We start from the raw sequence: 23,586 nt of genomic DNA, 5'->3' as shown, positions 1-23,586 counted from the left end.
TGAAAAGGGAGATGGAAATATGAGAATGATGCATGAAAAAACGGTATATCAATTGTCATTTTTGCCAAGAGTGTTTCCTGTGAATTGTTACTTTGTGGAGGAAGAAGATGGTTTAACTTTAATTGATGCGGCTTTGCCATATAGCACAAAAGGTATTTTACAGGCGGCTGAGAAAATAGGGAAGCCAATTACTAAGATTGTATTAACACATGCGCATGATGATCACATCGGTGCATTAGACGCGTTAAAGGAAGTACTTCCTAATGTTCCAGTCTATATTTCTAAGCGGGACGCAAAGCTGTTAGAAGGAGATACGACGTTACAAAAGGATGAACCGAATATACCGATAAAAGGCGGTGTACCTAAAAAGGTAAAAACGGTACCTGATGTTTTATTGGAAGATGGCGACCGAGTTGGATCGCTTCTTGCGATTATGACACCGGGACATACGCCAGGATCCATGTCGCTTCTTGATGTACGAAATAAAGCTCTTATTGTCGGGGATGCCTTCCAAACAAGAGGGGGTATGGCTGTTTCGGGGCAAATGAAATTTTGGTTTCCGTTTCCTGCAATGGCAACGTGGAGCAAAGAAATATCATTACAAAGTGCAGAGAAGCTAAGCGAATATGAGCCTTCCTTACTTGCGGCAGGACATGGGAAAATGATAAAGGATCCAGGCACTGTCATAAAACTTGCTATTAAGGAAGCTAAGCGGAATATAGAAAGTAGGAAAGAAGGTTAATTTATGTCACCGAGAATCGGACTTACATTACAGAAAATTGTAGAAACAGCGGCAGAGATTGCAGATATAAATGGAATACAAGAAGTAACGTTAGCTTCATTAGCGCAAACATTAGGGGTACGTTCACCCTCGCTATACAATCATGTGAAAGGTTTACAAGATGTACGGAAAAATCTTGGTATGTACGGAATAAAACAGCTGCATAACAGACTGGAAGAAGCTGCTGAGGGTAAATGTATGGACGAAGCAATTCATGCTTTAGGAGAAGCGTATGTCGCATTCGTACGCAAACATCCTGGATTATATGAAGCAACTTTTTTACGAGAGGAAGAAGTAAGAAAAGCAGGTGACGGAATTGTAAAGCTTTGTCTTCATGTTTTACAACAATACGGCTTAGAAGGAGAGAATGCACTTCATGCGACACGTGGATTCAGAAGTATTTGTCATGGATTTGCGTCGATTGAACAGCAAGGTGGATTTGGTTTGCCGCTAGATTTAGATACAAGTTTACATGTATTATTGGAAACGTTTATTAAAGGATTACATGTAATGAGAGATTGAATAGGAAGCAAAAAAACGTGAATTTGTTACTGATCATGCTTTTTGTATAGTAGGCTGCGGTTTGCTGGAGGCAAAATTACAAGTGGTAGTTGTGTTCTTAATTCTTTCGTTAATTATAGGTGTTGCAGCTTGAGTATGAATAAGAGGAAACCTTAGAAGCGATTCTAAGGTTTTTTTAGTGCATATAATCCTAAAAGAAATAAATACTAAATCGTGAATGAACAAAGAAAGGTAGGAGTATTTTATGCAAAACTTAACAGAGCTTGAAGTGGAAAATTTACGTCATTTAATTGGTGGTCATGCGACGATTATTAACAAATTGGACCAGTATGCACAGGCTTGTACAGACCCACAGCTAAAGCAAATGCTTGAGAAGGATGCGCAAGATGCACGAAATACGAAACAGCAGTTAATGACTTTTCTAGGATAGGAGGAAGAGAGAAATGAATGAAAAAGATATGGTAAATGATTATTTAGCAGGGTTAAACTCAAGTTTAACAAGTTATGCAAATTATATTTCTCAGTCTGATAATGAACAGTTACATCAAACGTTAATTCAAATTCGTAATCAAGATGAATCCCGTCAACGTAATATGTATGAATACGCAAAGCAAAAAAGTTATTATAAGCCGGCAGCGCCTGCTAACCCAATGATTGTACAGCAATTGAAAAGTCAATTAAGTGCGGAATAGTGTGATGAAAAAAACGAGCGAATGGATTCGCTCGTTTTTTTGTTTGGTATATGTCAATAAATACATAAAAAATATTTTTCCGGTTGTAACAAATATGACGAAAATGTAATATGACAATTCACAAAAAGGACAAAAACTTTGCTCAACATTTCACAAAGTATCCATGGTTTCTATCGTGAGAACCTCTATAATTAGGGGTGTAAAGAACGAAAGAAATAGACTACATGATCAATTAGGAGAGATTGCTATGAATAGAAACACAAGAAAAATTGCAATTATCGGTACTGGATTAGTTGGATCAAGCTGTGCGTATTCCATTGTAAACCAAGGGATTTGCGAAGAGTTATTGTTAATTGATATAAATCATGAACGTGCAGTTGGAGAAGCGATGGATTTATCCCACTGCATTAACTTTACAAATACAAGAACAAAAGTATATGCAGGAAGTTATGAAAACTGCAAAGATATGGACATTGTCATTATTACAGCAGGACCAGCGCCGAAGCCTGGACAAAGTCGTTTAGACACTTTAGGAGCCAGCGCTAAGATTATGGAGGGTGTTGTTGGAGGCGTAATGGAAAGTGGATTTGATGGCATTTTCTTACTCGCATCGAACCCAGTTGACATTATTACATATCAAGTGTGGAAGCTATCTGGATTACCTAGAAATCGTGTGATTGGTACAGGTACATCACTAGATTCTTCTCGCTTAAGAACAATTTTATCTGAAATGTTACATGTAGACCCTCGTAGTATTCATGGGTATTCATTAGGAGAACATGGTGATTCTCAAATGGTTGCTTGGTCTCACGTAACTGTTGGTGGAAAGCCGATTTTACAAATTTTAGAAGAGAAAAAAGACCAATTTGGTGAAATAGATTTAGATGAAATTGTTGAGAAGACTGCAAAAGCTGGATGGGAAATTTATAAGCGTAAAGGAACTACTTATTACGGAATCGGAAATTCTTTAGCTTATATTGCTCGCTCAATTTTCAATGATGATCACCGTGTTATCGCTGTTTCAGCCATTTTAGATGGTGAATATGGCGAATACGATATTTGTACAGGAGTACCAGCAATTATTACTAGAGATGGTATAAGAGAAGTGGTAGAACTAAACTTATCAGAAGATGAAGAAAGTCGCTTTGCAAAATCAAACGATGTTTTACGCGATTATATGAAAACAATTGGTTACTAAATTATAGGAGAAGGTGAAACAAATGAAGGAATATATAATGTCTCGTGTGTTTAAAGCTTCTGCCGGAATCGCACAGGGTATTTTCGTATCCCTTGGAATTGGTTTACTGATCGAAAATATAGGAAGAATTGTTGATATCCCATTACTTATTACAATCGGAGTTGTTGCAAAATCACTTATGGCACCAGCAATTGGAGCCGGGATTGCCTTTATGCTCGGTGCAAACGGACTCGTAATTTTCTCAGCAATGGTAGCTGGAGCAATTGGAGCAGGTTCCATTTCAATTACTGAAGCTGGTCTCATCATTAAAACAGGTGAACCAATCGGTGCATTATTAACAGCGACTTTAGCAGTTTATATTGGTAAACGATTAAGTGGAAAAACTGCTTTAGATATGATGCTCGTTCCATTTGCAGCAATATTAGGTTCTGGTTTAGTCGGTATTTGGTTAGCTCAAAATATTAGCCCAGTTTTAAATACAGTTGGAGCATTCATTAAAGATAGTTCAGCTGGTAGCCCGTTTATCGCTTCTATCGTGATTGCTGTAGTTTGGGGATTGTTACTTATCTCTCCAGCTTCATCAGCTGCGTTAGCGATAGCGCTTAGCTTAGATGGTGTTGCAGGCGGTGCAGCACTTGCAGGATGTGTTGCTCAGTTTATCGGATTCTCTGTTATTTCAGCGAAAGAGAATAATTTAGGTGGCATATTAGCTCAGGCACTTTGTACTCCAAAAGTACAGTTGCCGAACATTACTAAAAATCCAATGATTCTCATCCCAACTGTCGTCGCCAGTGCAATAGTTGGCCCAGTATCGGCACTAATTTTCCAACTGGAAGCAGGAAAAGAAATTGCAGGTCTTGGATTAAGCTCTCTTATCGCACCAATTAATTTAATTTCCAGTCAAGGGTGGGAAGTTGTCCCAGCGATGGTAATCACTTATATCATCATTCCAGTAGCTGTTTCTTATATACTGTACATTGCTCTTAAAAAAGCAGGTCGTATTCATTCTGGTGACATGACTGTACCACAATCTTAATTTGAAAATCTCTTTAATAATAGAGAAAAGCAGACTGAAGCCACAGTCTGCTTTTTACATTTTTTGATTTTGTTTTACTGGAACACGTACGGTTTCTTTTGCTAATAACAACTGAACGCCGAAGTAAAGTACGCTTGCAAGCGTCATTCCAGAAATGGCGTCTACAAATGCATGCTGCTTCGTAAATAATGTTGATAAAATAATAAGCGTACCGAAGAAAGTAAGGATGTAATATTCCAAAGTATGCTGTTCCTTGCGCTTAAAGGCAGCTAACATAATTACAAATGTCGTAAGGACATGAATGCTTGGGAAGCAGTTTACTGGATGATCAATACTATAAATATAGCGGACTAGTTCGGAAAATACATCTGTTCCAACGACGGTTGGGCGTGGTACAGTTGTCTGCCAAAAAAAATAAATCGAAAAACAAGCAAGTTTTCCAAGAATTACACTACTTAAAGTGACATAATATTGCTTTCGATCAGCAAAACAGTAATAAATAAGTGCACCGTATAAGTATGGAAACCAAAGTAAGTAAGGAATAATAAATGCTTTCACAAATGGAATCCAATCATCTACTACAGTTGTGACATCTACTGCGTGAACAGTAGATTTATTTAATACATCGTAAAGGGGACTTACGAGTACGAGTAGAAGTATATAACTTAACGGAAGAAGAGATGAAAGTTTAAATTTCTTCATGATAATCTCCTATGTTTTAGTAATGTAAATAAATTCAATTGATTATAATATAGAAAATCCAATTGGGCTATCGATTTTACTTACATTTTCTTGAATTCACCTTACATTTTTGTCACTTGACTTAAAAGAGGGGGAGGGTGCTATATGAAGCGTTCATTTTATTTCTTAGTTTTTATATTGTTATGCCTAGTGAGTACTGGGTGTGCAAAGGATAAAGAAGGAGAGAAATTAGAATATAACGGGAGAGCACTCGTAATTGGAGTTGTTGGTGAAAAGCCGAAAGATACGTTTAGAAATATAAAGTTTGAAAACGTTAAGTTAGAGGAGATGCAGGAGAAATCAGCAAAGGTTGATGGTTTTCTCGTCATGAAAGAATATTTTCAAGAAGCATCAAAGGAACAGTATACGGACTTATTTTTATCATTAAAGAAACCAGTGTTTTTTATCGGTTTAAAGGATAGACCATATTTGATTTTTACTGAAAAAGATTTAGATTATGACAATGCGCCAAGAGATAGAGCGATGATGTATACGCAAGGGTTTGTAAACATGGGAAGCCCTGAAGGACAGTATTGGGGTATGGGGTTATATAATGATACTGTTTCCGATCAAAGTATTCATAATATGTATATCATAGTATTTCAAACAATTTCGGACTATTTAAGTCGATGATGAAGGAGCCTGTAAAAGGGCTCTTTTTATTTTTAAATAAACGTTTGTTTAAGAGGTATGTTCGGTATGGAAGAATTCATGTATTCCAAAGGTTGGGGTAGAAAAACATGAAATTAATCAAACGTTTGTTTAAGGTATATGTTCGGTATAAAAGAATCTACGTATTCCAAAGGTTGAGGTAGAAAAATATGAAATTAATCAAACGTTTGTTTAAGATATATGTTCGGCGTGGGATGAGAAAAAATTTTAAAAAAATTATATATTTATTTTTTCTTAATAAATGGCGGAAAAATAAGAAAAATTAGCAGGATTATTAAAAATTATCACGAAATAAGTAAAAGTTTAGCGAATAATCGTTTGAAATAATAAAATGTTTTCTATATGATAAAGGTAAAGGTTAGTAAAAAAGTAGGTGAATTTATGACAGTAACATTTTATTCATATCCAAAATGTGGCACATGTCAAAAAGCAAAGAAATGGTTTGAGGCAAACGATGTAGCATATGAGATGATTCATATTGTTGAAAATCCACCGTCAAAAGAAGATTTACGTAATTTACATGAGAAAAGTGAATTACCATTAAAAAAATTCTTTAATACAAGTGGAATGCGTTACCGCGAACTTGGTTTAAAAGATAAGTTAAAGGATGCAAGCGAAGACGAAATGTATGAGCTTTTAGCATCTGATGGCATGTTGATTAAACGTCCAATTGTAACAGATGGAACGAGTGTAACACTTGGTTTTAACGAAGAGCAGTTTGAAAGTGTGTGGAAAAAGTACCAATAAGGTATTTTTACATAATTAATACATTCACTGGAGGTACAGTCATGAGCATTCCAAATAATTTACGTTACTCTGAAGAACACGAATGGGTAAAAACAGAAGGTAATGCGGTTGTTATCGGTATTACTCATTTTGCGCAAGGTGAGTTAGGCGATATCGTATTCGTTGAACTTCCTGAAGTAGGTGCAACAATCCAAGCTGACGAGCCATTCGGAAGCGTAGAATCTGTTAAAACAGTTTCTGAATTATACGCACCTGTAAGTGGTAAAGTTGTAGCAGTAAACGAAGAATTAAGTGACCAACCAGAACTAGTTAACGAATCTCCATACGAGGGTGCATGGATGGTTAAAGTTGAACTTTCTGATGCAAGCCAAGTTGAGAAGTTATTAACTGCAGAAAAATATGCAGAAATGACAAACCAAGACTAATTATAGTCGAAGAAAAAGGACAGCCTTTGTGCTGTCCTTTTTTATGTTGTGTACATAATGAATTTAAAAACATATATATTAATTATTATGTAGGAGAACGTTTTTGAAAAACTTTTTTCATGGAGGCTTCATGCTGAGCGAGCCGCTTGCGCTTTTCGTTATGATCCAGCTCCAGCGGCTAGATTGTTCGGGGGCTTCACGTCTTCCTGCGAGGCAAAAAGCGCCTCTAGTTCAGGAGTTCGGGTACCCTCCTGTTCTGAACGAGCCGCTTCCGCTTTTCTTTTGCAAAAATAAACAGGAAACAACATGAAAATAACGAATATACTATATACTAAGTTAAAGGTTGTATAGTATATGGTGATCGGGTGATGACATATGATTTATGTGGAAAAAGTCATTATTGTAGAAGGTAAATCGGATAGAAGAAAGATTGAATCTATTATTCGTGAACCAGTGGAAATTGTTTGTACAAATGGTACAATTGGTTTGTCGAAAATGGATGAGCTCATTGATCAATTTTTTGATAAGGACGTATATGTGCTAGTGGATGCTGATGATGCAGGAGAAAAGTTAAGGAAACAATTCCGAAAAGAATTTCCGCAAGCAGAGCATATTTATATTGATCGCTCGTATCGCGAGGTGGCGACTGCACCTTCTTCACATTTAGCAAATGTATTATGGGGAGCAGACATTGACGTTTATACAGAATATTTACGGTAAGGAATGATAGAAGTGATTGATTGGACAGGTGCCGAAGCTACAGCCCTAATAGGAAATGAAGAAAAAACAGTGTTATATGTGTATACACCAATGTGTGGAACATGCCAATTGGCAAAGAAGATGTTAACGGTCGTTGAGATGACGATTGAAGATTTGAAAATTGGAATGTTAGATTTAAATTATGCCCCGCATTTAGCGAAAGAGTATGGGATAGAAAGTGTACCGTGTTTACTTATTTTTGAAAATGGGACACTGATGAAGAAAATATATGCATTTCATTCGGTTGAATATTTATATACGGAATTAAAGTAGGCGGCAAAGTTTTTGCCGCCTCGACATATTTCTTGGGAAATATGTCGACATGCGTGATAGATACAGTATTTGTCGAGCGAAAATAACAGGATTGCCCTTTAATAAGAGGGAATGGTATGTAATAGAAAGTGATATGAGGGATGTGGTTTAGGATGAAATTATATTCTTTGCTTCAATCATTTGTAAATTACGCTAATGGTCAATATCATTTAGAACCGCTTTTAAGGCAAGGAGAAAGAACTGTTAATTTTCGTTTTGGAGATGAATGCTGTTCGTTACAAATTTCAAGAGATTATATAGAACTTTTGAAAGAGACGAGAGGAACGGAACAAATCGTTTGTTTAGAGGAAGAGGATGTACAAAAATTAGTGACTGGAAATATGAGGTTGCAAAAGTTAATGAGTGATGGACGGGTACAATATTCTGGAACGTATCGAACGATGTTATTAGTTGAATCGATGTTTCATATATGTAAACCGATGTCAGTCGGAGCTTAAAATTCTGAAGTTTCTTTTTTTGTGAAAATTTCTGTTGACAGAGCGTGTGGATATTGATACAATTCAATTCATAAAATATAGACAATTTCATAAATTTTAAATCAGACGAAAATTTAATCTGATTTCTCTTATTAAGAGAGGTGGAGGGACTGTGCCCTGTGAAGCCCGGCAACCGTCAACTTATGTTGAAATGGTGCCAATTCCTGCAAAGCAAATGCTTTGAGAGATGAGAGAGAGGGATAATGTTGTTATATACGCATATAAACCTTTCTGCTTCTCTAGAAGCGGAAAGGTTTTTTGTTGTTTGAATGCGGAGGAAATTCAAATAATAAGAGGAGCTATAACGATGGACTACACGCATGAAAAATAAAAAAATGCGGAGTCTATCCAAAGTTTTATGAAATCTAGCTCCAGCGGCTAGAACAGTCGGTCGTTTCATCCCTTCCTATGAGGCAAAAAGCGCCTCTACGTCTGGGATTCCAACGCCCTCTTGTTCTAAGCGAGCCGCTTGCGCTTTTTATTTAAAAAAGGGGTGAACATCATGATTTTATTAGAAAATGTAAAGAAAATATATAAGGCAAAAAGCGGTGATGTCACTGCTGTAGATAACGCCAACTTACAAATAGAGAAAGGCGAAATATTTGGTGTTATTGGATATAGTGGCGCTGGGAAAAGTTCGTTAATCAGATTGTTTAATCAGTTAGAGAAACCAACTTCTGGCCAAATTACAATTGCGAATCGTGTGATTTCAGCGATTACTGGAAATGAACTTCGTAAGGCAAGACAAGAAATCGGAATGATTTTTCAGCATTTCAACTTACTTTGGTCACGAACTGTGCGTGAAAATATCGCATTCCCACTTGAAATTGCAGGTGTCGATAAGGCGGAGAGAAGAAAACGTGTCGATGAGTTAATTCATCTTGTTGGATTAGAAGGAAGAGGAGACGCGTACCCATCTCAGCTAAGTGGTGGACAAAAGCAGCGCGTCGGGATTGCAAGAGCGTTAGCAAATAATCCACAAGTACTTTTATGTGATGAAGCAACGTCAGCTCTTGATCCGGAAACGACAGATCAAATTTTAGATTTATTGTTAGATATTAATAAGCGTCTCGGCTTAACAATTGTATTGATTACGCATGAGATGCACGTTATTCGCAAAATTTGTAATCGAGTTGCTGTAATGGAGAAAGGGAAAATCGTAGAAACGGGTCCAGTACTTGACGTATTCCGTAATCCACAGCAAGACATTACAAAACGATTTGTACAGCAGTTAACTGATTCTGAAGATACGAATGAAACGATTGAAAGTTTAATAGAAAAGTATCCAGATGGAAAAGTAATTCGTTTGCAGTTTGTCGGTGAAGCGGTAGAAAGACCGGTACTTCAAAGGTTAATGCAGCGCGGTGATATAGAAGTTAGCATTTTGCAAGGAAATATCGCGCAAACGAATAACGGCTCTTACGGAAGTTTAGTCGTTCATTTAAATGGTGAAGAAACAGCGATCCAGCAAGCAATAGAAGGGATTCATCAAGATCAAGTAGAGCTGGAGGTGATTGCACATGGATAAGTTAATCGCAAATATTGATTGGAATCAAATGTTAGAAGCAACTGGTGAAACGTTATATATGACGGCAATCGCAGCGCTTGCCACATTTGTTTTAGGACTTATTTTAGGACTATTACTCTTTATGACAGCGAAAGATAATTTATGGGAAAATAAAGCGATTAATACGGTGATTGGAGCGTTCGTAAACATTTTCCGTTCTATACCGTTCATCATTTTAATTATTTTATTAATCCCGTTCACAAAGATTCTTCTTGGAACAATACTCGGAGCGAGTGCAGCGCTGCCAGCTTTAATTATTGGAGCGGCACCGTTTTACGCGAGAATGGTTGAAATCGCACTTCGTGAAATTGATAAAGGTGTAATTGAAGCTTCAAAAGCGATGGGAGCAAAAACAAGCACAATTATTTTGAAGGTGTTAATTCCAGAATCGTTACCAGCGTTAGTATCTGGTATTACGGTTACGACTATTGCTTTAGTAGGCTATACAGCAATGGCAGGTGTTGTTGGTGCTGGTGGTCTTGGAACACTTGCTTACTTAGAGGGATTCCAGCGTGGAAATAACGATGTAACAATCGTTGCGACAATTTGTGTATTACTCGTTGTATTTTTAATTCAGTGGATTGGTGATAGTTTAACGACTCGAATAGATAAAAGATAATGAAAACAGGGGGATATTTCAAATGAAAAAATTATTACTTACAGCACTTATTTCAACTTCAATTTTTGGGTTAGCTGCTTGTGGCGGGAAAGATAAAGATGAAAAGAAACTTGTTGTTGGTGCTTCTAACGTACCGCACGCTGAAATTTTAGAAAAGGCAAAACCGTTACTTGAGAAAAAAGGAATTGAGTTAGAAATTAAAAAATTCCAAGACTACGTATTACCAAATAAATCGTTAGCAGATAAAGAATTAGATGCAAACTACTTTCAGCACATTCCGTATTTAGAAAAAGAGATCAAAGATAAGAAATATGATTTTGAAATAGCAGGAAAAATCCATTTAGAACCGATTGGTGTGTATTCTCAAAAATATAAGAGCTTAAAAGAACTTCCAAACGGGGCGACAATTATTATGAGTAATTCTGTTACTGATCATGGTCGTGGTTTAGCAATTTTACAAAAAGAAGGCATTTTAAAAATTAAAGACGGAGTAGAGCCAGTTAAAGCAACTCCAAAAGATATTGCGGATAATCCGAAAAACTTAAAGTTCAAAACAGATATCGAGCCTGGTTTATTGCCACAAGTGTATAACAATAAAGAAGGCGATGCGGTTCTAATTAATTCTAACTATGCAATTGATGCGAAATTAAACCCAGAAAAAGACGCGATTGCAATTGAAGGAAATGATTCTCCATACGCAAACGTAGTAGCTGTTCGTAAAGGCGATAAAGATAAAAAAGAGATTAAAGCTCTTATAGAAGTACTGCATTCTAAAGAAATTGAAGACTTTATTACTAAAGAATATAAAGGGGCAGTTGTTCCTGTAAAAGAATAATTGCGGAAAAAGGGCTGGTGTATGCCGGTCCTTTTTTTACTACATAACTATAGGGGAGAAGGGGACATCATATGAAAAAGATTCTATTGTCAGTTGTTACAGCACTGTCTGTATTTACATTAGCTGCTTGCGGGGGGAAAGATGAGAATAAGCTTGTCGTTGGCGCTTCTAATATACCGCACGCTGTTATTTTAGAAAAGGCACAGCCAATATTAGAGAAAAAGGGCATTAAGTTAGAGATAAAAAAATTCCAGGATTATGTTTTACCAAATAAGGCATTAGCTGATAAAGAAATCGATGCAAATTATTTTCAACATATCCCTTATTTAGATAAAGAGATTCAAGAAAAAGGATACAAAATTGTAAATGCAGGAAAAATTCATTTAGAGCCAATGGGCATTTATTCTAAGAAATATAAAAGCTTAAAAGAACTTCCAGATGGCGGAACAGTTATTATGAGTAATAACGTAGCGGAGCGTGGCCGTATGCTCGCATTGTTACAAAAAGGCGGCGTTATTAAATTAAAAGACGGTGTAGATGTTGTTAAAGCAACAGTAAAAGATGTTGTAGAAAATCCGAAAAATTTAAAGTTTAAAACAGATGTAGAACCTGGACTTTCACCGAAGCTGTACGAAAACAATGAAGGTGATGCTTTATTTATTAATTCAAATTACGCAATTGATGCGAAATTAAATCCAACAAAGGATGCAATTGCAATTGAAGGATCAGACTCTCCTTACGCAAATATTATCGCAGTTCGTAAAGGTGACGAGAAGAAAAAAGAAATTAAAGAGCTAGTAGAAGTGCTACATTCAAAAGAAATTCAAGATTTTATTAACAAAGAATATAAAGGTGCTGTACTTCCTGTGAACGAATAGGTGCTGGAAAGGGCTGGGAATAACCCAGTCCTTTTTTCTTTATATATATAAGAAGAAAGGTGTATCATAAGAGGATGTAAAGGAAATACTTATATACATTTGTGAAAAAATTGTTACATTTTCTTAGTGTTTGCGATATCATTTTATTTGCTATAAGATTAGAATGAGAATAAAATGAGAATATGAACGTTTTAGTAATTTTTAAAATGTATATAGAGGATTAATGGAGGTATTGAGATGGCTGGTTCTACATTAACGGTTAAAGACTTACACGTATCAATCGATGGCAAAGAAATTTTAAAAGGTGTAAACCTTGAAGTAAAAGGTGGAGAAATCCACGCAATTATGGGACCTAACGGAACAGGTAAATCAACTTTATCTTCTGCGATTATGGGTCACCCAAAGTATGAAGTAACAGAAGGTAGCATAATCATCGACGGTGAAGATGTATTAGAAATGGAAGTAGATGAGCGTGCGCTAGCAGGTCTATTCTTAGCAATGCAATATCCAAGTGAAATTAGCGGAGTAACAAACGCGGACTTCTTACGTTCTGCAATTAATGCACGTCGTGAAGAAGGCGATGAAATTTCTCTTATGAAATTTATCCGTACTTTAGATAAAAACATGGAATTCCTAGAAATGGATCCAGAAATGGCACAACGTTACTTAAACGAAGGTTTCTCTGGTGGAGAGAAAAAACGTAACGAAATTCTTCAATTAATGATGATTGAGCCAAAAATCGCAATCTTAGATGAAATCGACTCAGGTCTTGATATCGATGCATTAAAAGTTGTATCTAAAGGTATCAACCAAATGCGCGGCGAAGAGTTCGGTTGCCTAATGATTACGCATTACCAACGTTTATTAAACTACATCACTCCAGACTTCGTTCACGTTATGATGAACGGTCGTATCGTTAAATCTGGTGGCCCTGAGCTTGCACAACGTCTAGAAGCTGAAGGTTACGACTGGATTAAAAAAGAATTAGGTATTGAAGACGAAACAGCAGAGCAAGAAGCGTAAGAGAGGAGCATAAACATGACAATCGGTACATTACCTTTCGATCAAGAAACAATCCGTCAGCGCGCAAGCGAAGTAAACGAAGCTGCTTGGTTGACTGAGTTCCGCTTACAAGCTCTTGCACAAGCAACTGAACTTCCAATGCCAACGCCTGATAAAACGAAAATTGAAAAATGGGACTTTATCGGAAAAGGCGACGCTGCTAAGCAAGAGCCTGTAAGTTCTTTAACAGAGCTTCCAGAAGCAGTGAAAAACTTAATCGATGAAAATAACAGCGTATTAGTACAACGTACTGGTACAACTGCTTTCGTTTCTTTAGCAGACGAAGCAAAAGAAAAAGGTGTTATTTTTACAGACATCGTAACAGCTGCAACAGAGCATGCTGAATTAGTACAAAAGTACTTAATGAAAGACGGCGTGAAAGTAGACGAGCATCGTCTAACTGCACTTCATGCTGCATTAATCAACGGCGGTGCATTCGTATATGTTCCGAAAAACGTTGTTCTTGAAACTCCACTTCAAGCTGTATTCTTAGTAGACGGCGAAGAAGCTAACGTATATAACCACGTATTATTCGTAGCTGATGCGAACAGTACTGCAACATATGTAGAAAACTACGTTGCAAATGAAAATGCTAAAGGTATTGCAAATATCGTAGCAGAAGTAATCGTGGAACAAGGCGCACAAGTGAAATTCGGTGCGGTTGATCTATTAGCAAAAGACGTAACAACTTACGTTAACCGCCGCGGAATTGTTGGACGCGACGGCCGCATTGATTGGGCTCTAGGCCTTATGAATGACGGAAACACAATTTCAGAGAACGTTACGAATCTAATGGGCGACGGATCATATGCTGATACAAAAACAGTAACAATTGGTCGTGGTAACCAAACACAAAACTTTACAACTAAAGTTGTTCACTTCGGTAAACACTCTGAAGGTTGGATTTTAAAACACGGTGTACAAAAAGATAGTGCAACATCTATCTTTAACGGAATTGGTAAGATTGAACACGGTGCATCTAAATCAAATGCACAACAATCTTCTCGCGTTCTTATGTTAGATGAAAAAGCTCGCGGTGATGCAAACCCAATTCTTTTAATCGACGAAGATGATGTAATGGCAGGTCACGCAGCTTCAGTAGGTCGCGTAGATCCGTACCAATTATACTACTTGATGAGCCGTGGTATTCCAAAACGCGAAGCAGAACGTTTAGTCATCCATGGATTCTTAGCACCTGTAGTAAATGAGCTTCCAATTGAAGGAGTAAAGGCACAGCTTGTTGAGGTAATTGAAAGGAAAGTTCGCTAATGAATATTCATGAAATACGCAAACAGTTTCCAATTCTTGATCAAAAAGTGAACGGCAAACAACTTGTATATTTCGATAGTGCAGCAACTTCTCAAAAACCAATTCAAGTCATTGAAACGTTAGAACGTTACTATAAAGAATATAATTCTAACGTGCATCGCGGTGTTCATACGCTCGGTACGAAAGCTACCGACGCGTATGAAGGTTCACGTGAGAAAGTTCGCAAGTTTATTAATGCGAAATCAATGGAAGAGATTATTTTCACGCGCGGAACGACAACTGCATTAAATACAGTAGCAGCTAGTTATGGTCTTAATAATGTAAAAGAAGGCGATGAAATCGTCATCTCTTACATGGAGCACCATAGTAACATCATTCCGTGGCAACAAGTTGCGAAGAAAACTGGTGCAACTTTAAAATACCTTCCGCTTCAACTAGACGGTACAATTTCTTTAGAAGATGTTCGTCAAACAGTTACACCGAATACAAAAATCGTTTCTATCATGCACGTTTCTAACGTACTTGGAACGATTAACCCTGTAAAAGAAATCGGAGCAATCGCACATGAAAACGGTGCAATCATGATCGTTGATGGAGCACAAAGTGCACCTCATATGAAAGTGGATGTACAAGATTTAAACTGTGATTTCTACGCATTATCTGCTCATAAGATGTGCGGACCAACAGGTGTCGGCGTATTATATGGTAAGAAAGAATTGCTAAACAATATGGAACCAATTGAATTTGGTGGTGAAATGATTGATTTCGTAGACTTACAAGAGTCTACTTGGAAAGAGCTTCCGTGGAAGTTCGAAGCAGGTACACCGATTATCGGTAATGCAATCGGACTTGGTGCGGCAATTGATTTCCTAGAAGAAATCGGTCTTCATAATATTGAAAAGCATGAACATGAATTAGCGCAATACGCTTTAGAGAGACTATCAGAAGTAGATGGCGTTACAATTTATGGTCCAAAGCATCGCGCTGGTCTAGTTACATTTAATATTGAAGACGTACATCCTCACGATGTAGCAACTGTATTAGATGTAGAAGGCATTGCGGTTCGCGCAGGGCATCACTGTGCACAACCGCTTATGAAGTGGCTAAAAGCTTCTTCTACAGCACGTGCGAGCTTCTATTTATATAATACAAAAGAAGAAATTGATACATTTGTTGAATCACTAATCAAGACAAAGGAGTATTTCACAAATGTCATTTAATAATTTAGATACGTTATATCGTCAAGTTATTATGGATCATTATAAAAATCCTCGTAACCATGGCGTGTTAGAAGATAGTGTTACCGTTAACTTGAACAATCCAACTTGCGGCGATCGTATTCAACTTACGATGAAAGTAGAAGAGGGTATTGTACAAGAAGCGAAGTTTGAAGGCGAAGGATGTTCAATTTCAATGTCTTCAGCTTCAATGATGACACAAGCAGTAAAAGGAAAGAAAATTGAAGAGGCCCTTAAGCTTTCTAAAATTTTCTCTGACATGATGCTAGGAAAAGAGTATGATGACAGCATTGATTTAGGAGATATTGAAGCATTACAAGGCGTATGCAAGTTCCCGGCACGTATTAAATGTGCAACATTAGCGTGGAAAGCGTTAGAAAAGGGCTTAAACGAAGATAAGTAATGTTAAAGGTTCCTAAAAACGAGGTTATATAAGGAGGGACACACCAACATGGCGAAGCAACTGCCAGATATCGGCGATTATAAATATGGTTTCAAGGATAAAGACGTTTCGATTTTCCGTGCTGGACGCGGTTTAACAAAAGAGATCGTTGAAGAGATTTCACGTATGAAAGAAGAACCACAGTGGATGTTAGACTTCCGTTTAAAATCACTGGATAAGTTCTATGAAATGCCAATGCCACAATGGGGCGGCGACTTAAACGACTTAGATTTCGATGAAATTACGTACTACGTAAAACCATCTGAGAAATCTGAGAAGTCTTGGGATGAAGTACCTGAGGAAATTAAAGCGACATTTGATAAATTAGGTATTCCTGAAGCTGAGCAAAAATATTTAGCTGGTGTATCTGCACAGTACGAATCTGAAGTTGTATACCACAACATGAAAGAAGACCTAGAAGATCTAGGAGTCGTCTTCAAAGATACAGATAGCGCATTAAAAGAGAACGAAGATATTTTCCGTGAGCATTTCGGAAAAGTAATCCCACCAACAGACAACAAATTCTCTGCATTAAACTCTGCAGTTTGGTCTGGTGGATCATTCATCTACGTTCCAAAAGGTATTAAAGTTGATACACCACTTCAAGCGTATTTCCGTATTAACTCTGAAAATATGGGACAATTCGAGCGTACGCTTATCATCGTAGACGAAGGCGCACACGTACACTACGTAGAAGGTTGTACAGCACCTGTTTACACGACTAACTCACTTCATAGTGCGGTAGTAGAAATCATCATTAAAAAAGATGCATATTGCCGTTATACAACAATCCAAAACTGGGCGAATAACGTATACAACCTAGTTACAAAACGTGCGGTTTGTGAAGAAAACGCAACGATGGAATGGATTGACGGTAACATCGGATCTAAATTAACGATGAAATACCCAGCAGTTATCTTAAAAGGCGAAGGCGCTCGTGGTTTAACATTATCTATCGCGATTGCTGGTAAAGGCCAACACCAAGATGCTGGTGCGAAAATGATTCACTTAGCACCAAACACGTCTTCAACAATCGTTTCTAAATCGATTGCGAAGCATGGTGGTAAAGTAACTTACCGTGGTATCGTACAATTCGGACCAAAAGCGAAAAACTCTCGCTCTAACATCGAGTGTGACACGTTAATCATGGATAACCAATCTACATCTGATACAATTCCTTACAACGAAATCAAAAACGATTACGTTTCACTTGAGCACGAAGCGAAAGTATCTAAAGTATCAGAAGAACAATTATTCTACCTAATGAGCCGCGGTATTTCTGAGCAAGAAGCTACAGAAATGATCGTAATGGGCTTCATCGAGCCATTCACTCGCGAACTTCCAATGGAATACGCAGTTGAAATGAACCGCCTAATCAAGTTTGAGATGGAAGGTTCTATCGGTTAAATAGAAATGCGGAGCCGACTGTTCAGACCCGTTGGCTAAGGTTCTTAGACATGAGGGTCTAGGAGACGAAGCTGGACATATTTAAAGTGGAAGCGGCTCGTTCAGAATGTGAGGGGGATGGAGCTTCTGACGTAGAGGCGCTTTTTGCCTCATAGGAAGAAGTGAAGCCACCGAACATTCTAGCCGCTGGAACTGGATAATATATGTATGAAGAAAGCGCCCTGCTGTGCAGGGCGCTTTTTTATGTTGTATATTCGGGTTCGGCTGTAAGATACCCGGGTAGGTGTTTAATGAAATATATCGACCACAACTCGGAATATATCGGCGATTATTTCAATATATCAGCGGTTGGACAAGGAATATCGATTTGTCGACAAAGTAAGACAAAGGAAATCCCTCATATCCCCCTCAACATTTAAATACGAGAGGAGCACCTATATGGAAGTAAGACAAAGATACTGACAAATCTCCTCCCCCCACCAACTAGAATCATTTCACAAAAATTCCCCCTCAAACTAATCAACAGACTAGAAAAAGTAATATAAAGTTTTCCATATTAAAAGGGCAATCTTTGGCTTTTTCTTATAATGCGAGTACAATGTAGAATAGCAAGAAAAGACGAAAAGTATTTACAGGATTATTGCGTACGTATAGCGTAAATGGCAGTAAGGAACTGAGAGGAGGTTTTTTCTCTGAATATAAATAAAGAAACAATCATCCACCTTTATCATACAAACGATATACATAGTCATTTTGAAAATTGGCCGCAAATTTCTCGGTTTGTACGAGGGGAGAAAAAGCGAAGACAGGAAGCGGGAGAGACTGTTTTAACTGTGGATATTGGCGATCATGTGGATCGTTTTCATAGTATTTCGGAAGCGACAAATGGAATTGGGAATACAAAATTATTAAATGAGGCGTTATATGATTATGTAACGATCGGAAATAATGAAGGAATTACATTGGCAAAAGAGCATTTGAATCGTCTATATGATGATGCTGGTTTTGAGGTGCTTGTAGCGAATTTATTTGAAAAAGAAGGTTTACGTCCGGCGTGGGCGCAGCCTTATAAATTACATACAACGACAGATGGGATTACGATTGCCTTTATTGGATTAACGGTAGCTTATCCAGAGTTTTATCATATGTTAGACTGGCATATTGAAGATCCGATCATCCATTTAGAGTCTATTTTAGAAGAAGTTAAGGATACAGCTCATATTACTGTTGTGCTTTCTCATCTTGGAAAAAGTATGGATGAGTATATGGCGGAGCATTATGATATAGATGTTATTTTAGGGGCACATACGCATCATTTATTTGAGCGCGGTGTTCTTGTGGATAATACTTTGCTTTGCTGTTGTGAAAAGTGGGGACATTACGTTGGTCACGTTCAGCTTACTGTGGATAAAGAGACGAAGAGACTGTTGAAAAAAGACGGTAGAGCGATTAAGACAGAACGGTTAGGTGCTTATAGCGAGCCGTTATCCACAATTGAAATGCTAAAGGAAGAAAGTAAACAGATAATGGCTGAGCCTGTCGTTCATTTAAAAGAATCATTGCCGGTTGATTGGTTTAAGGAGACGACGTTTTCTCATATGTTGGCAAGTGCACTTAAAGAGTGGTGTAATGCGGATGTTGGGATGGTGAATGCTGGTGTACTTCTTGAGGGATTAAATGAAGGTGTTGTGACGCGCGGAGATATTCATCGGATTTGTCCACATCCCATTAATCCATGTCTGTTAAAAGTACCAGGGAAAACGTTAAGAGAAGTTATTTTGAAAGCGCGCCGCCCGAATATGGAGAATCTTGAGGTGAAAGGATTCGGATTTCGTGGAAAAGTAATGGGGAAAATGATTTACGATGGTTTGGAAGTGATTCCAGATACGATTCCAGGGAATAAAATTTTACTAGAAGATGTATTGATTAACGGCGAATCGCTGGAATTAGACCGGATATATACGGTAGGAACGATTGATATGTTTACATTCGGATACTTATACCCAGAGCTATCCACACTTTCTGACAAACAATATTATATGCCGGAATTGCTTAGAGATGTATTAACAGACATGTTGATAACTTATACATCTTCAGTCAAACTATAGGCTAGTTAACTTGTAACACTCATTTTTCTCTTGTCATAAAGATAAGAAAGAGAGGAGTGTGAACTATGGTTAATGTAGAGCCAATTATAATTGATAACTATACGTTCATTGCTGTTAGCGTAAAACTTCCAAAGACAAATTTGCTAGCTGTAATGAGCGATAAAGGATATATTATGTGCGGTGCTTTAGATGTAGGTCTTCTAAATGAGAAGTTAGGTGATCGAGGAATTATTGCTGGCCGTGCGGTTGGTGTAAGAACGATTGAACAACTTCTTGAAGCACCGCTGGAATCAGTAACGACTGGAGCCGAAGCTTTAGGTATTCCGGTAGGCACAATCGGAAAAGATGCACTATTAAAAATGAGATAAGCATATATCGTCCCTCTTTCTTGCATAGAAATAATATAAGAAGGAGGGTTTTCTTATGGGCATATTTCGTTCGAAAAATTCGCGGTTTCGAAGGGGACCGATTTCCTTTCGGTATATACTGCTTATTTCATTTATTATTTTTATCGTAATGGTAGTTCAAGGTTTATGGATTGTAAATAAAAGTATTCAGCCAACGTTAATTAAGTATGGGGAAACAGAGACTCATAAAATGGCAACAGCAGTTATGACGAAAGCGGTAAAAGACCGAATTAATGAAGGGTTTGATGTAGATTCATTAATGAAAGTGCAAACGGATAGGAACGGGAAAGTATCTACAATTGATTTAAATACAAAACAAGTAAATGAAATATTAACATCGACTACTGCATACATAGAAAAATATTTACAACAAGTAGAAAAAGGGGATACGAAAGCACTTGGTATTTTTGAAGAGAATGAGGTATCTATGTCAGTTCCTTTTGGGCGTATAACTGATAATGCGCTTCTTGGTAATATAGGACCGGATATTCCGATTAATTTTACGCCAATTGGTCATGTGAATACGGATATTAAACAATTAGTTGAGCCGCAAGGAATTAATAATACAGCGATCAAAATTATTATGGAAGTGGAAGTGACGTTACAAGTTATGATTCCGTTACGCACGAAAGAAATTAAAGTGAAGCAAAACATTCCGATTGCGACGCGCATCGTTCAAGGTGAAGTGCCTACTTATTACGGAAGCGGGGGAGTTGTTGTACCAGATAAAAAGAAAACGGATAGTTAGCGAATATAAAAAAATAACCGTAGCAATTTGCTACGGTTATCGTTTTGTATTTGCTCGTTCTTTTCGTTCCCAAAGGCTTAAATGCATGTATGGATCGAAAGCCCATTCTGTATAGCCATTGTCTTTATACATGCCGAAATGTAAGTGGGGCGGGAATTTTCCAGCTGTACCAGGAGGACCGTAGCCGGTACTACCGACAAATCCGATTACTTTTCCTGGTTCGACAATTTGTCCGAGCTGTATTTCTTTAGAGAACCCGCCTAAATGAGCGTAATAGTGGTAATTATTATGAAGGTCACGAATACCAATGCGCCATCCACCAAGACGATTCCATCCTTTTGTTTCAATAACGCCATAGCAAGTTGATCGTACTGGTACGCCATATCCAGCGAAAATATCGGTTCCTTCATGAATCCTCCTGCCGCCAAAGCTTCTACCAGCACCGAAAGTACTACGATAGCTATGGTCACTGCGAATCGGGAGAGGGAAAGCATTGCCTTCTAAATTAATGCGTCCATAATGTTTATAAATTCGGGCGTATTCTGTAATTAATTCAACTGTTTTTGCACGTCTATAATATTCCCAAAGCATAATGTTAATACGGTCTTCCGACGTTCCTTGTTTCTTTAAAATGGTTGCTGCTGTCTGCAGAAGATCACGGTCGTTATTTGCATTTGCAAATCCATCTTTGTCACCATCTAAACCCATTCCGCCAAATAGAGAAATTGTATGGGGGAGAGTATCATTACTATTAACAGGTCCAGCCCATATTTCAGGTTTGAAATAAAGGGAAATGATGGCATCTGGTTTTTTCGGAATATCTTTTCTTACGCTCCGTATGTTTCTTTCGTATTGATCCATTGCGGCTAAGTAATACCACGGAATACCGGAAGATTGCTCAGTTTCTTTATATAGTGCCATGCGCTTTTCATATATGCTTTGCTGATTATCTTCACCGTAAGCGATGTTTTGGTGGAGAAGAAAGCAAATCGAAAGCAAAAGAGAAATTTTTCGAAGCATGAAATAGACTCCTTTCACAACATCACTCTTTTTAGTGTGGGATATACGGAGTATTTCATTATAGGGAACGATTGGAAAAAATCTTAGAATCTTCATTTGAGCAAATCGCTTTCATACGTTAGAATAGATATGTTACATTGAAAGAAGCGAACACGGTAAACTATTTCATATTGTGCGGAGTTGATAACCATGACAAAACAAACAGAGTATAAGCGCAAGCCCGAATGGTTGAAAATTAAGTTAAACACGAATGAAAACTATACAGGCTTAAAGAAAATGATGCGTTCTAAGAATCTTCATACAGTTTGTGAAGAGGCGAAATGTCCGAATATTCATGAATGCTGGGCTGTAAGGAAAACAGCAACATTTATGATCTTAGGTGCGGTTTGTACACGTGCTTGTCGTTTTTGTGCGGTTAAAACAGGCTTACCAACTGAGCTTGATTTACAAGAGCCAGAACGCGTAGCAGATTCTGTAGTACAAATGGGCTTAAAGCACGTTGTTATAACAGCGGTTGCACGTGATGATTTAAAGGACGGCGGAGCAGCTGTTTTTGCTGAAACAGTACGCGCTGTACGTCGTGAAAATCCATTCACGTCTATCGAAGTATTACCATCTGATATGGGTGGGGTAGAAGAAAACTTAAAAATGTTAATGGATGCAAAACCAGATATTTTGAACCATAACATTGAAACAGTACGTCGATTATCTAACCGAGTTCGCGCTAGAGCAAAATATGACCGTTCATTAGAGTTTTTACGTCGAGCAAAAGAAATGCAGCCTGATATTCCAACTAAATCGAGCATTATGCTGGGCTTAGGTGAAACGAGAGAAGATTTAATTGAAGCAATGGATGACTTACGTGCAAACAATGTGGATATTTTAACTCTTGGACAATACCTACAACCATCTAAGAAGCATTTACCAGTTATTAAATATTACCCACCAGCAGAATTTGCAGAGCTAAAAGAAATTGCACTTAGCAAAGGATTTAGCCACTGTGAAGCTGGCCCACTTGTACGTTCTTCTTATCATGCGGACGAGCAAGTACGTTCTGCAAAAGAAAAAGTAGCAGAAGCGAAATAAAGAAAAAAGAGAGCTAATCATTAGCTCTCTTTTTTCTTATACTCTAAAACTTTATTTTGACATGTGGATAAAATCTTTTTTAATTCCTCTGTGGATAATTCAATTGTAAATTCAGGTACACCAGGTGTAATTAAAATTTTATCGTAAGTATAAATTGAACTGTCCACAATAATCGTTACATCTTGTGAATAACCGAAAGGAGCTACACATCCAGGAGTGCAACCAGTCTCTTCTCTTAGCTCATTAGGAGAACAGAGAGATAAGCTCTCTCCTGTTATTTCCTTCATCTCTCCTCGGTTGAGGCGAGTGCCTTCTAACGTAAAGAATACGTAATGCTCCCCGGATTTTGATTTTAAAAATAAGCTTTTACTTGGAGTGCCTTGCAAACCAAGTCTTTCACGAACGATACGATCTGTTTCATAGTCAAGTACTGGTTCGTGTTCAAATTTTTCATAAGAAGCATTTGTTTTATGTAGTAAAGAAAGTACGTCTTCGTACATATTGAATGATACCCCTCT

Annotated in this window: 28 protein-coding genes and 1 riboswitch; of the genes, 25 read left to right on the top strand and 3 right to left on the bottom strand. The window is 37.6% G+C overall.

The window, feature by feature from the left end:
- The first annotated feature begins 19 nt into the window (after nt 1–19).
- The 6 genes from NSS74_RS21630 to NSS74_RS21605 all read left to right on the top strand — a co-directional run bounded on the left by NSS74_RS21630 (nt 20) and on the right by NSS74_RS21605 (nt 4,229).
- A complete protein-coding gene (locus tag NSS74_RS21630) occupies nt 20–742 on the top strand; it encodes an MBL fold metallo-hydrolase (RefSeq protein ID WP_002143649.1) in 723 nt (240 codons plus the stop codon).
- 3 nt (nt 743–745) lie between these two features.
- Nucleotides 746–1,303: a TetR/AcrR family transcriptional regulator gene (locus tag NSS74_RS21625; protein WP_002034616.1), complete on the top strand. Its 558-nt coding sequence runs from the start codon at nt 746–748 to the stop codon at nt 1,301–1,303.
- 244 nt (nt 1,304–1,547) lie between these two features.
- Nucleotides 1,548–1,733 carry a hypothetical protein gene (locus tag NSS74_RS21620; protein WP_061673675.1) on the top strand — a complete coding sequence of 62 codons (186 nt, stop codon included), beginning with the start codon at nt 1,548–1,550 and terminating at the stop codon, nt 1,731–1,733.
- Between the two features lie 13 nt (nt 1,734–1,746).
- Entirely contained in the window at nt 1,747–1,995 is a 249-nt protein-coding gene (locus NSS74_RS21615; protein WP_002034620.1) for a spore coat protein, read from the top strand.
- Nucleotides 1,996–2,242: 247 nt separating this feature from the next.
- The gene (locus NSS74_RS21610; RefSeq protein ID WP_407707958.1) at nt 2,243–3,193 is read left to right on the top strand and encodes an L-lactate dehydrogenase; all 951 of its coding nucleotides are present in this window, start codon (nt 2,243–2,245) and stop codon (nt 3,191–3,193) included.
- Between the two features lie 22 nt (nt 3,194–3,215).
- On the top strand, nt 3,216–4,229 hold the full coding sequence (locus tag NSS74_RS21605; protein ID WP_002143642.1) for a PTS transporter subunit IIC: 1,014 nt from the start codon (nt 3,216–3,218) through the stop codon (nt 4,227–4,229).
- A gap of 54 nt (nt 4,230–4,283) precedes the next feature.
- Here the strand turns inward: NSS74_RS21605 and NSS74_RS21600 are convergent, their stop codons facing one another.
- Entirely contained in the window at nt 4,284–4,931 is a 648-nt protein-coding gene (locus NSS74_RS21600; RefSeq protein WP_002143641.1) for a phosphatase PAP2 family protein, read from the bottom strand.
- Between the two features lie 144 nt (nt 4,932–5,075).
- Here NSS74_RS21600 and NSS74_RS21595 point away from each other — a divergent pair, with 144 nt between their 5' ends.
- From NSS74_RS21595 to yunB, 18 genes are all read left to right on the top strand, one after another.
- Nucleotides 5,076–5,603 carry a hypothetical protein gene (locus tag NSS74_RS21595; protein ID WP_016102224.1) on the top strand — a complete coding sequence of 176 codons (528 nt, stop codon included), beginning with the start codon at nt 5,076–5,078 and terminating at the stop codon, nt 5,601–5,603.
- Nucleotides 5,604–6,023: 420 nt separating this feature from the next.
- On the top strand, nt 6,024–6,389 hold the full coding sequence (locus tag NSS74_RS21590; protein ID WP_002129756.1) for an arsenate reductase family protein: 366 nt from the start codon (nt 6,024–6,026) through the stop codon (nt 6,387–6,389).
- 41 nt (nt 6,390–6,430) lie between these two features.
- Entirely contained in the window at nt 6,431–6,814 is a 384-nt protein-coding gene (gene gcvH, locus NSS74_RS21585; protein ID WP_000026895.1) for a glycine cleavage system protein GcvH, read from the top strand.
- A gap of 375 nt (nt 6,815–7,189) precedes the next feature.
- A complete protein-coding gene (locus tag NSS74_RS21580) occupies nt 7,190–7,534 on the top strand; it encodes a toprim domain-containing protein (RefSeq protein WP_000640865.1) in 345 nt (114 codons plus the stop codon).
- A 3-nt stretch (nt 7,535–7,537) separates the two neighbouring features.
- Complete coding sequence (locus NSS74_RS21575; RefSeq protein ID WP_002015940.1) at nt 7,538–7,846, top strand: thioredoxin family protein; 309 nt, start codon at nt 7,538–7,540, stop codon at nt 7,844–7,846.
- Between the two features lie 152 nt (nt 7,847–7,998).
- A complete protein-coding gene (locus tag NSS74_RS21570) occupies nt 7,999–8,343 on the top strand; it encodes a hypothetical protein (RefSeq protein WP_193664380.1) in 345 nt (114 codons plus the stop codon).
- Nucleotides 8,344–8,468: 125 nt separating this feature from the next.
- A riboswitch (SAM riboswitch) is annotated at nt 8,469–8,576 on the top strand.
- A gap of 308 nt (nt 8,577–8,884) precedes the next feature.
- A complete protein-coding gene (locus NSS74_RS21565; RefSeq protein ID WP_061673671.1) occupies nt 8,885–9,910 on the top strand; it encodes a methionine ABC transporter ATP-binding protein in 1,026 nt (341 codons plus the stop codon).
- Nucleotides 9,903–10,568 (top strand): methionine ABC transporter permease, encoded by a 666-nt coding sequence (locus NSS74_RS21560; protein WP_002129754.1) that lies wholly within the window; start codon nt 9,903–9,905, stop codon nt 10,566–10,568. Before NSS74_RS21565 ends, NSS74_RS21560 begins: the two co-directional genes overlap by 8 nt.
- Nucleotides 10,569–10,590: 22 nt before the next feature.
- Complete coding sequence (metQ, locus tag NSS74_RS21555) at nt 10,591–11,403, top strand: methionine ABC transporter substrate-binding lipoprotein MetQ (RefSeq protein ID WP_002015935.1); 813 nt, start codon at nt 10,591–10,593, stop codon at nt 11,401–11,403.
- 71 nt (nt 11,404–11,474) lie between these two features.
- The gene (metQ, locus tag NSS74_RS21550; RefSeq protein ID WP_002089377.1) at nt 11,475–12,281 is read left to right on the top strand and encodes a methionine ABC transporter substrate-binding lipoprotein MetQ; all 807 of its coding nucleotides are present in this window, start codon (nt 11,475–11,477) and stop codon (nt 12,279–12,281) included.
- Nucleotides 12,282–12,518: 237 nt separating this feature from the next.
- On the top strand, nt 12,519–13,304 hold the full coding sequence (gene sufC, locus NSS74_RS21545) for a Fe-S cluster assembly ATPase SufC (RefSeq protein WP_002034576.1): 786 nt from the start codon (nt 12,519–12,521) through the stop codon (nt 13,302–13,304).
- A 15-nt stretch (nt 13,305–13,319) separates the two neighbouring features.
- Entirely contained in the window at nt 13,320–14,612 is a 1,293-nt protein-coding gene (sufD, locus tag NSS74_RS21540) for a Fe-S cluster assembly protein SufD (protein WP_002089372.1), read from the top strand.
- Nucleotides 14,612–15,832, top strand: a complete 1,221-nt coding sequence (gene sufS, locus NSS74_RS21535; protein ID WP_340814315.1) for a cysteine desulfurase SufS — start codon at nt 14,612–14,614, stop codon at nt 15,830–15,832. The genes sufD and sufS overlap by 1 nt, the downstream gene beginning before the upstream one ends.
- Nucleotides 15,822–16,253, top strand: coding sequence for a Fe-S cluster assembly sulfur transfer protein SufU (gene sufU, locus NSS74_RS21530; RefSeq protein ID WP_002089369.1), 432 nt, complete (start codon nt 15,822–15,824; stop codon nt 16,251–16,253). The genes sufS and sufU overlap by 11 nt, the downstream gene beginning before the upstream one ends.
- A 48-nt stretch (nt 16,254–16,301) precedes the next feature.
- The gene (sufB, locus tag NSS74_RS21525) at nt 16,302–17,699 is read left to right on the top strand and encodes a Fe-S cluster assembly protein SufB (RefSeq protein ID WP_002015928.1); all 1,398 of its coding nucleotides are present in this window, start codon (nt 16,302–16,304) and stop codon (nt 17,697–17,699) included.
- A 692-nt stretch (nt 17,700–18,391) separates the two neighbouring features.
- Nucleotides 18,392–19,807 (top strand): bifunctional metallophosphatase/5'-nucleotidase, encoded by a 1,416-nt coding sequence (locus tag NSS74_RS21520; protein ID WP_321146574.1) that lies wholly within the window; start codon nt 18,392–18,394, stop codon nt 19,805–19,807.
- Between the two features lie 65 nt (nt 19,808–19,872).
- Entirely contained in the window at nt 19,873–20,175 is a 303-nt protein-coding gene (locus NSS74_RS21515) for a YunC family protein (RefSeq protein WP_002015926.1), read from the top strand.
- A gap of 55 nt (nt 20,176–20,230) precedes the next feature.
- Nucleotides 20,231–20,962, top strand: a complete 732-nt coding sequence (yunB, locus tag NSS74_RS21510) for a sporulation protein YunB (RefSeq protein ID WP_061690074.1) — start codon at nt 20,231–20,233, stop codon at nt 20,960–20,962.
- A 36-nt stretch (nt 20,963–20,998) separates the two neighbouring features.
- On the opposite strand, the gene NSS74_RS21505 is transcribed toward yunB, so the two are convergent.
- The gene (locus NSS74_RS21505) at nt 20,999–21,982 is read right to left on the bottom strand and encodes a M23 family metallopeptidase (protein WP_088040370.1); all 984 of its coding nucleotides are present in this window, start codon (nt 21,980–21,982) and stop codon (nt 20,999–21,001) included.
- 189 nt (nt 21,983–22,171) lie between these two features.
- Between NSS74_RS21505 and lipA the strand changes: the two genes are divergently transcribed.
- The gene (gene lipA, locus NSS74_RS21500; RefSeq protein ID WP_002015922.1) at nt 22,172–23,068 is read left to right on the top strand and encodes a lipoyl synthase; all 897 of its coding nucleotides are present in this window, start codon (nt 22,172–22,174) and stop codon (nt 23,066–23,068) included.
- A gap of 20 nt (nt 23,069–23,088) precedes the next feature.
- Here the strand turns inward: lipA and NSS74_RS21495 are convergent, their stop codons facing one another.
- Nucleotides 23,089–23,568, bottom strand: coding sequence for a YbaK/EbsC family protein (locus tag NSS74_RS21495; RefSeq protein ID WP_002034581.1), 480 nt, complete (start codon nt 23,566–23,568; stop codon nt 23,089–23,091).
- Between the last annotated feature and the right edge of the window lie 18 nt (nt 23,569–23,586).

The organism is Bacillus sp. FSL E2-8868, from assembly GCF_038005505.1.
GTDB classification, from domain to species: domain Bacteria; phylum Bacillota; class Bacilli; order Bacillales; family Bacillaceae_G; genus Bacillus_A; species Bacillus_A mycoides.
Note: the sequence above shows the minus strand (reverse complement) of the source record. Positions and strands in the feature narration are given on the sequence as shown.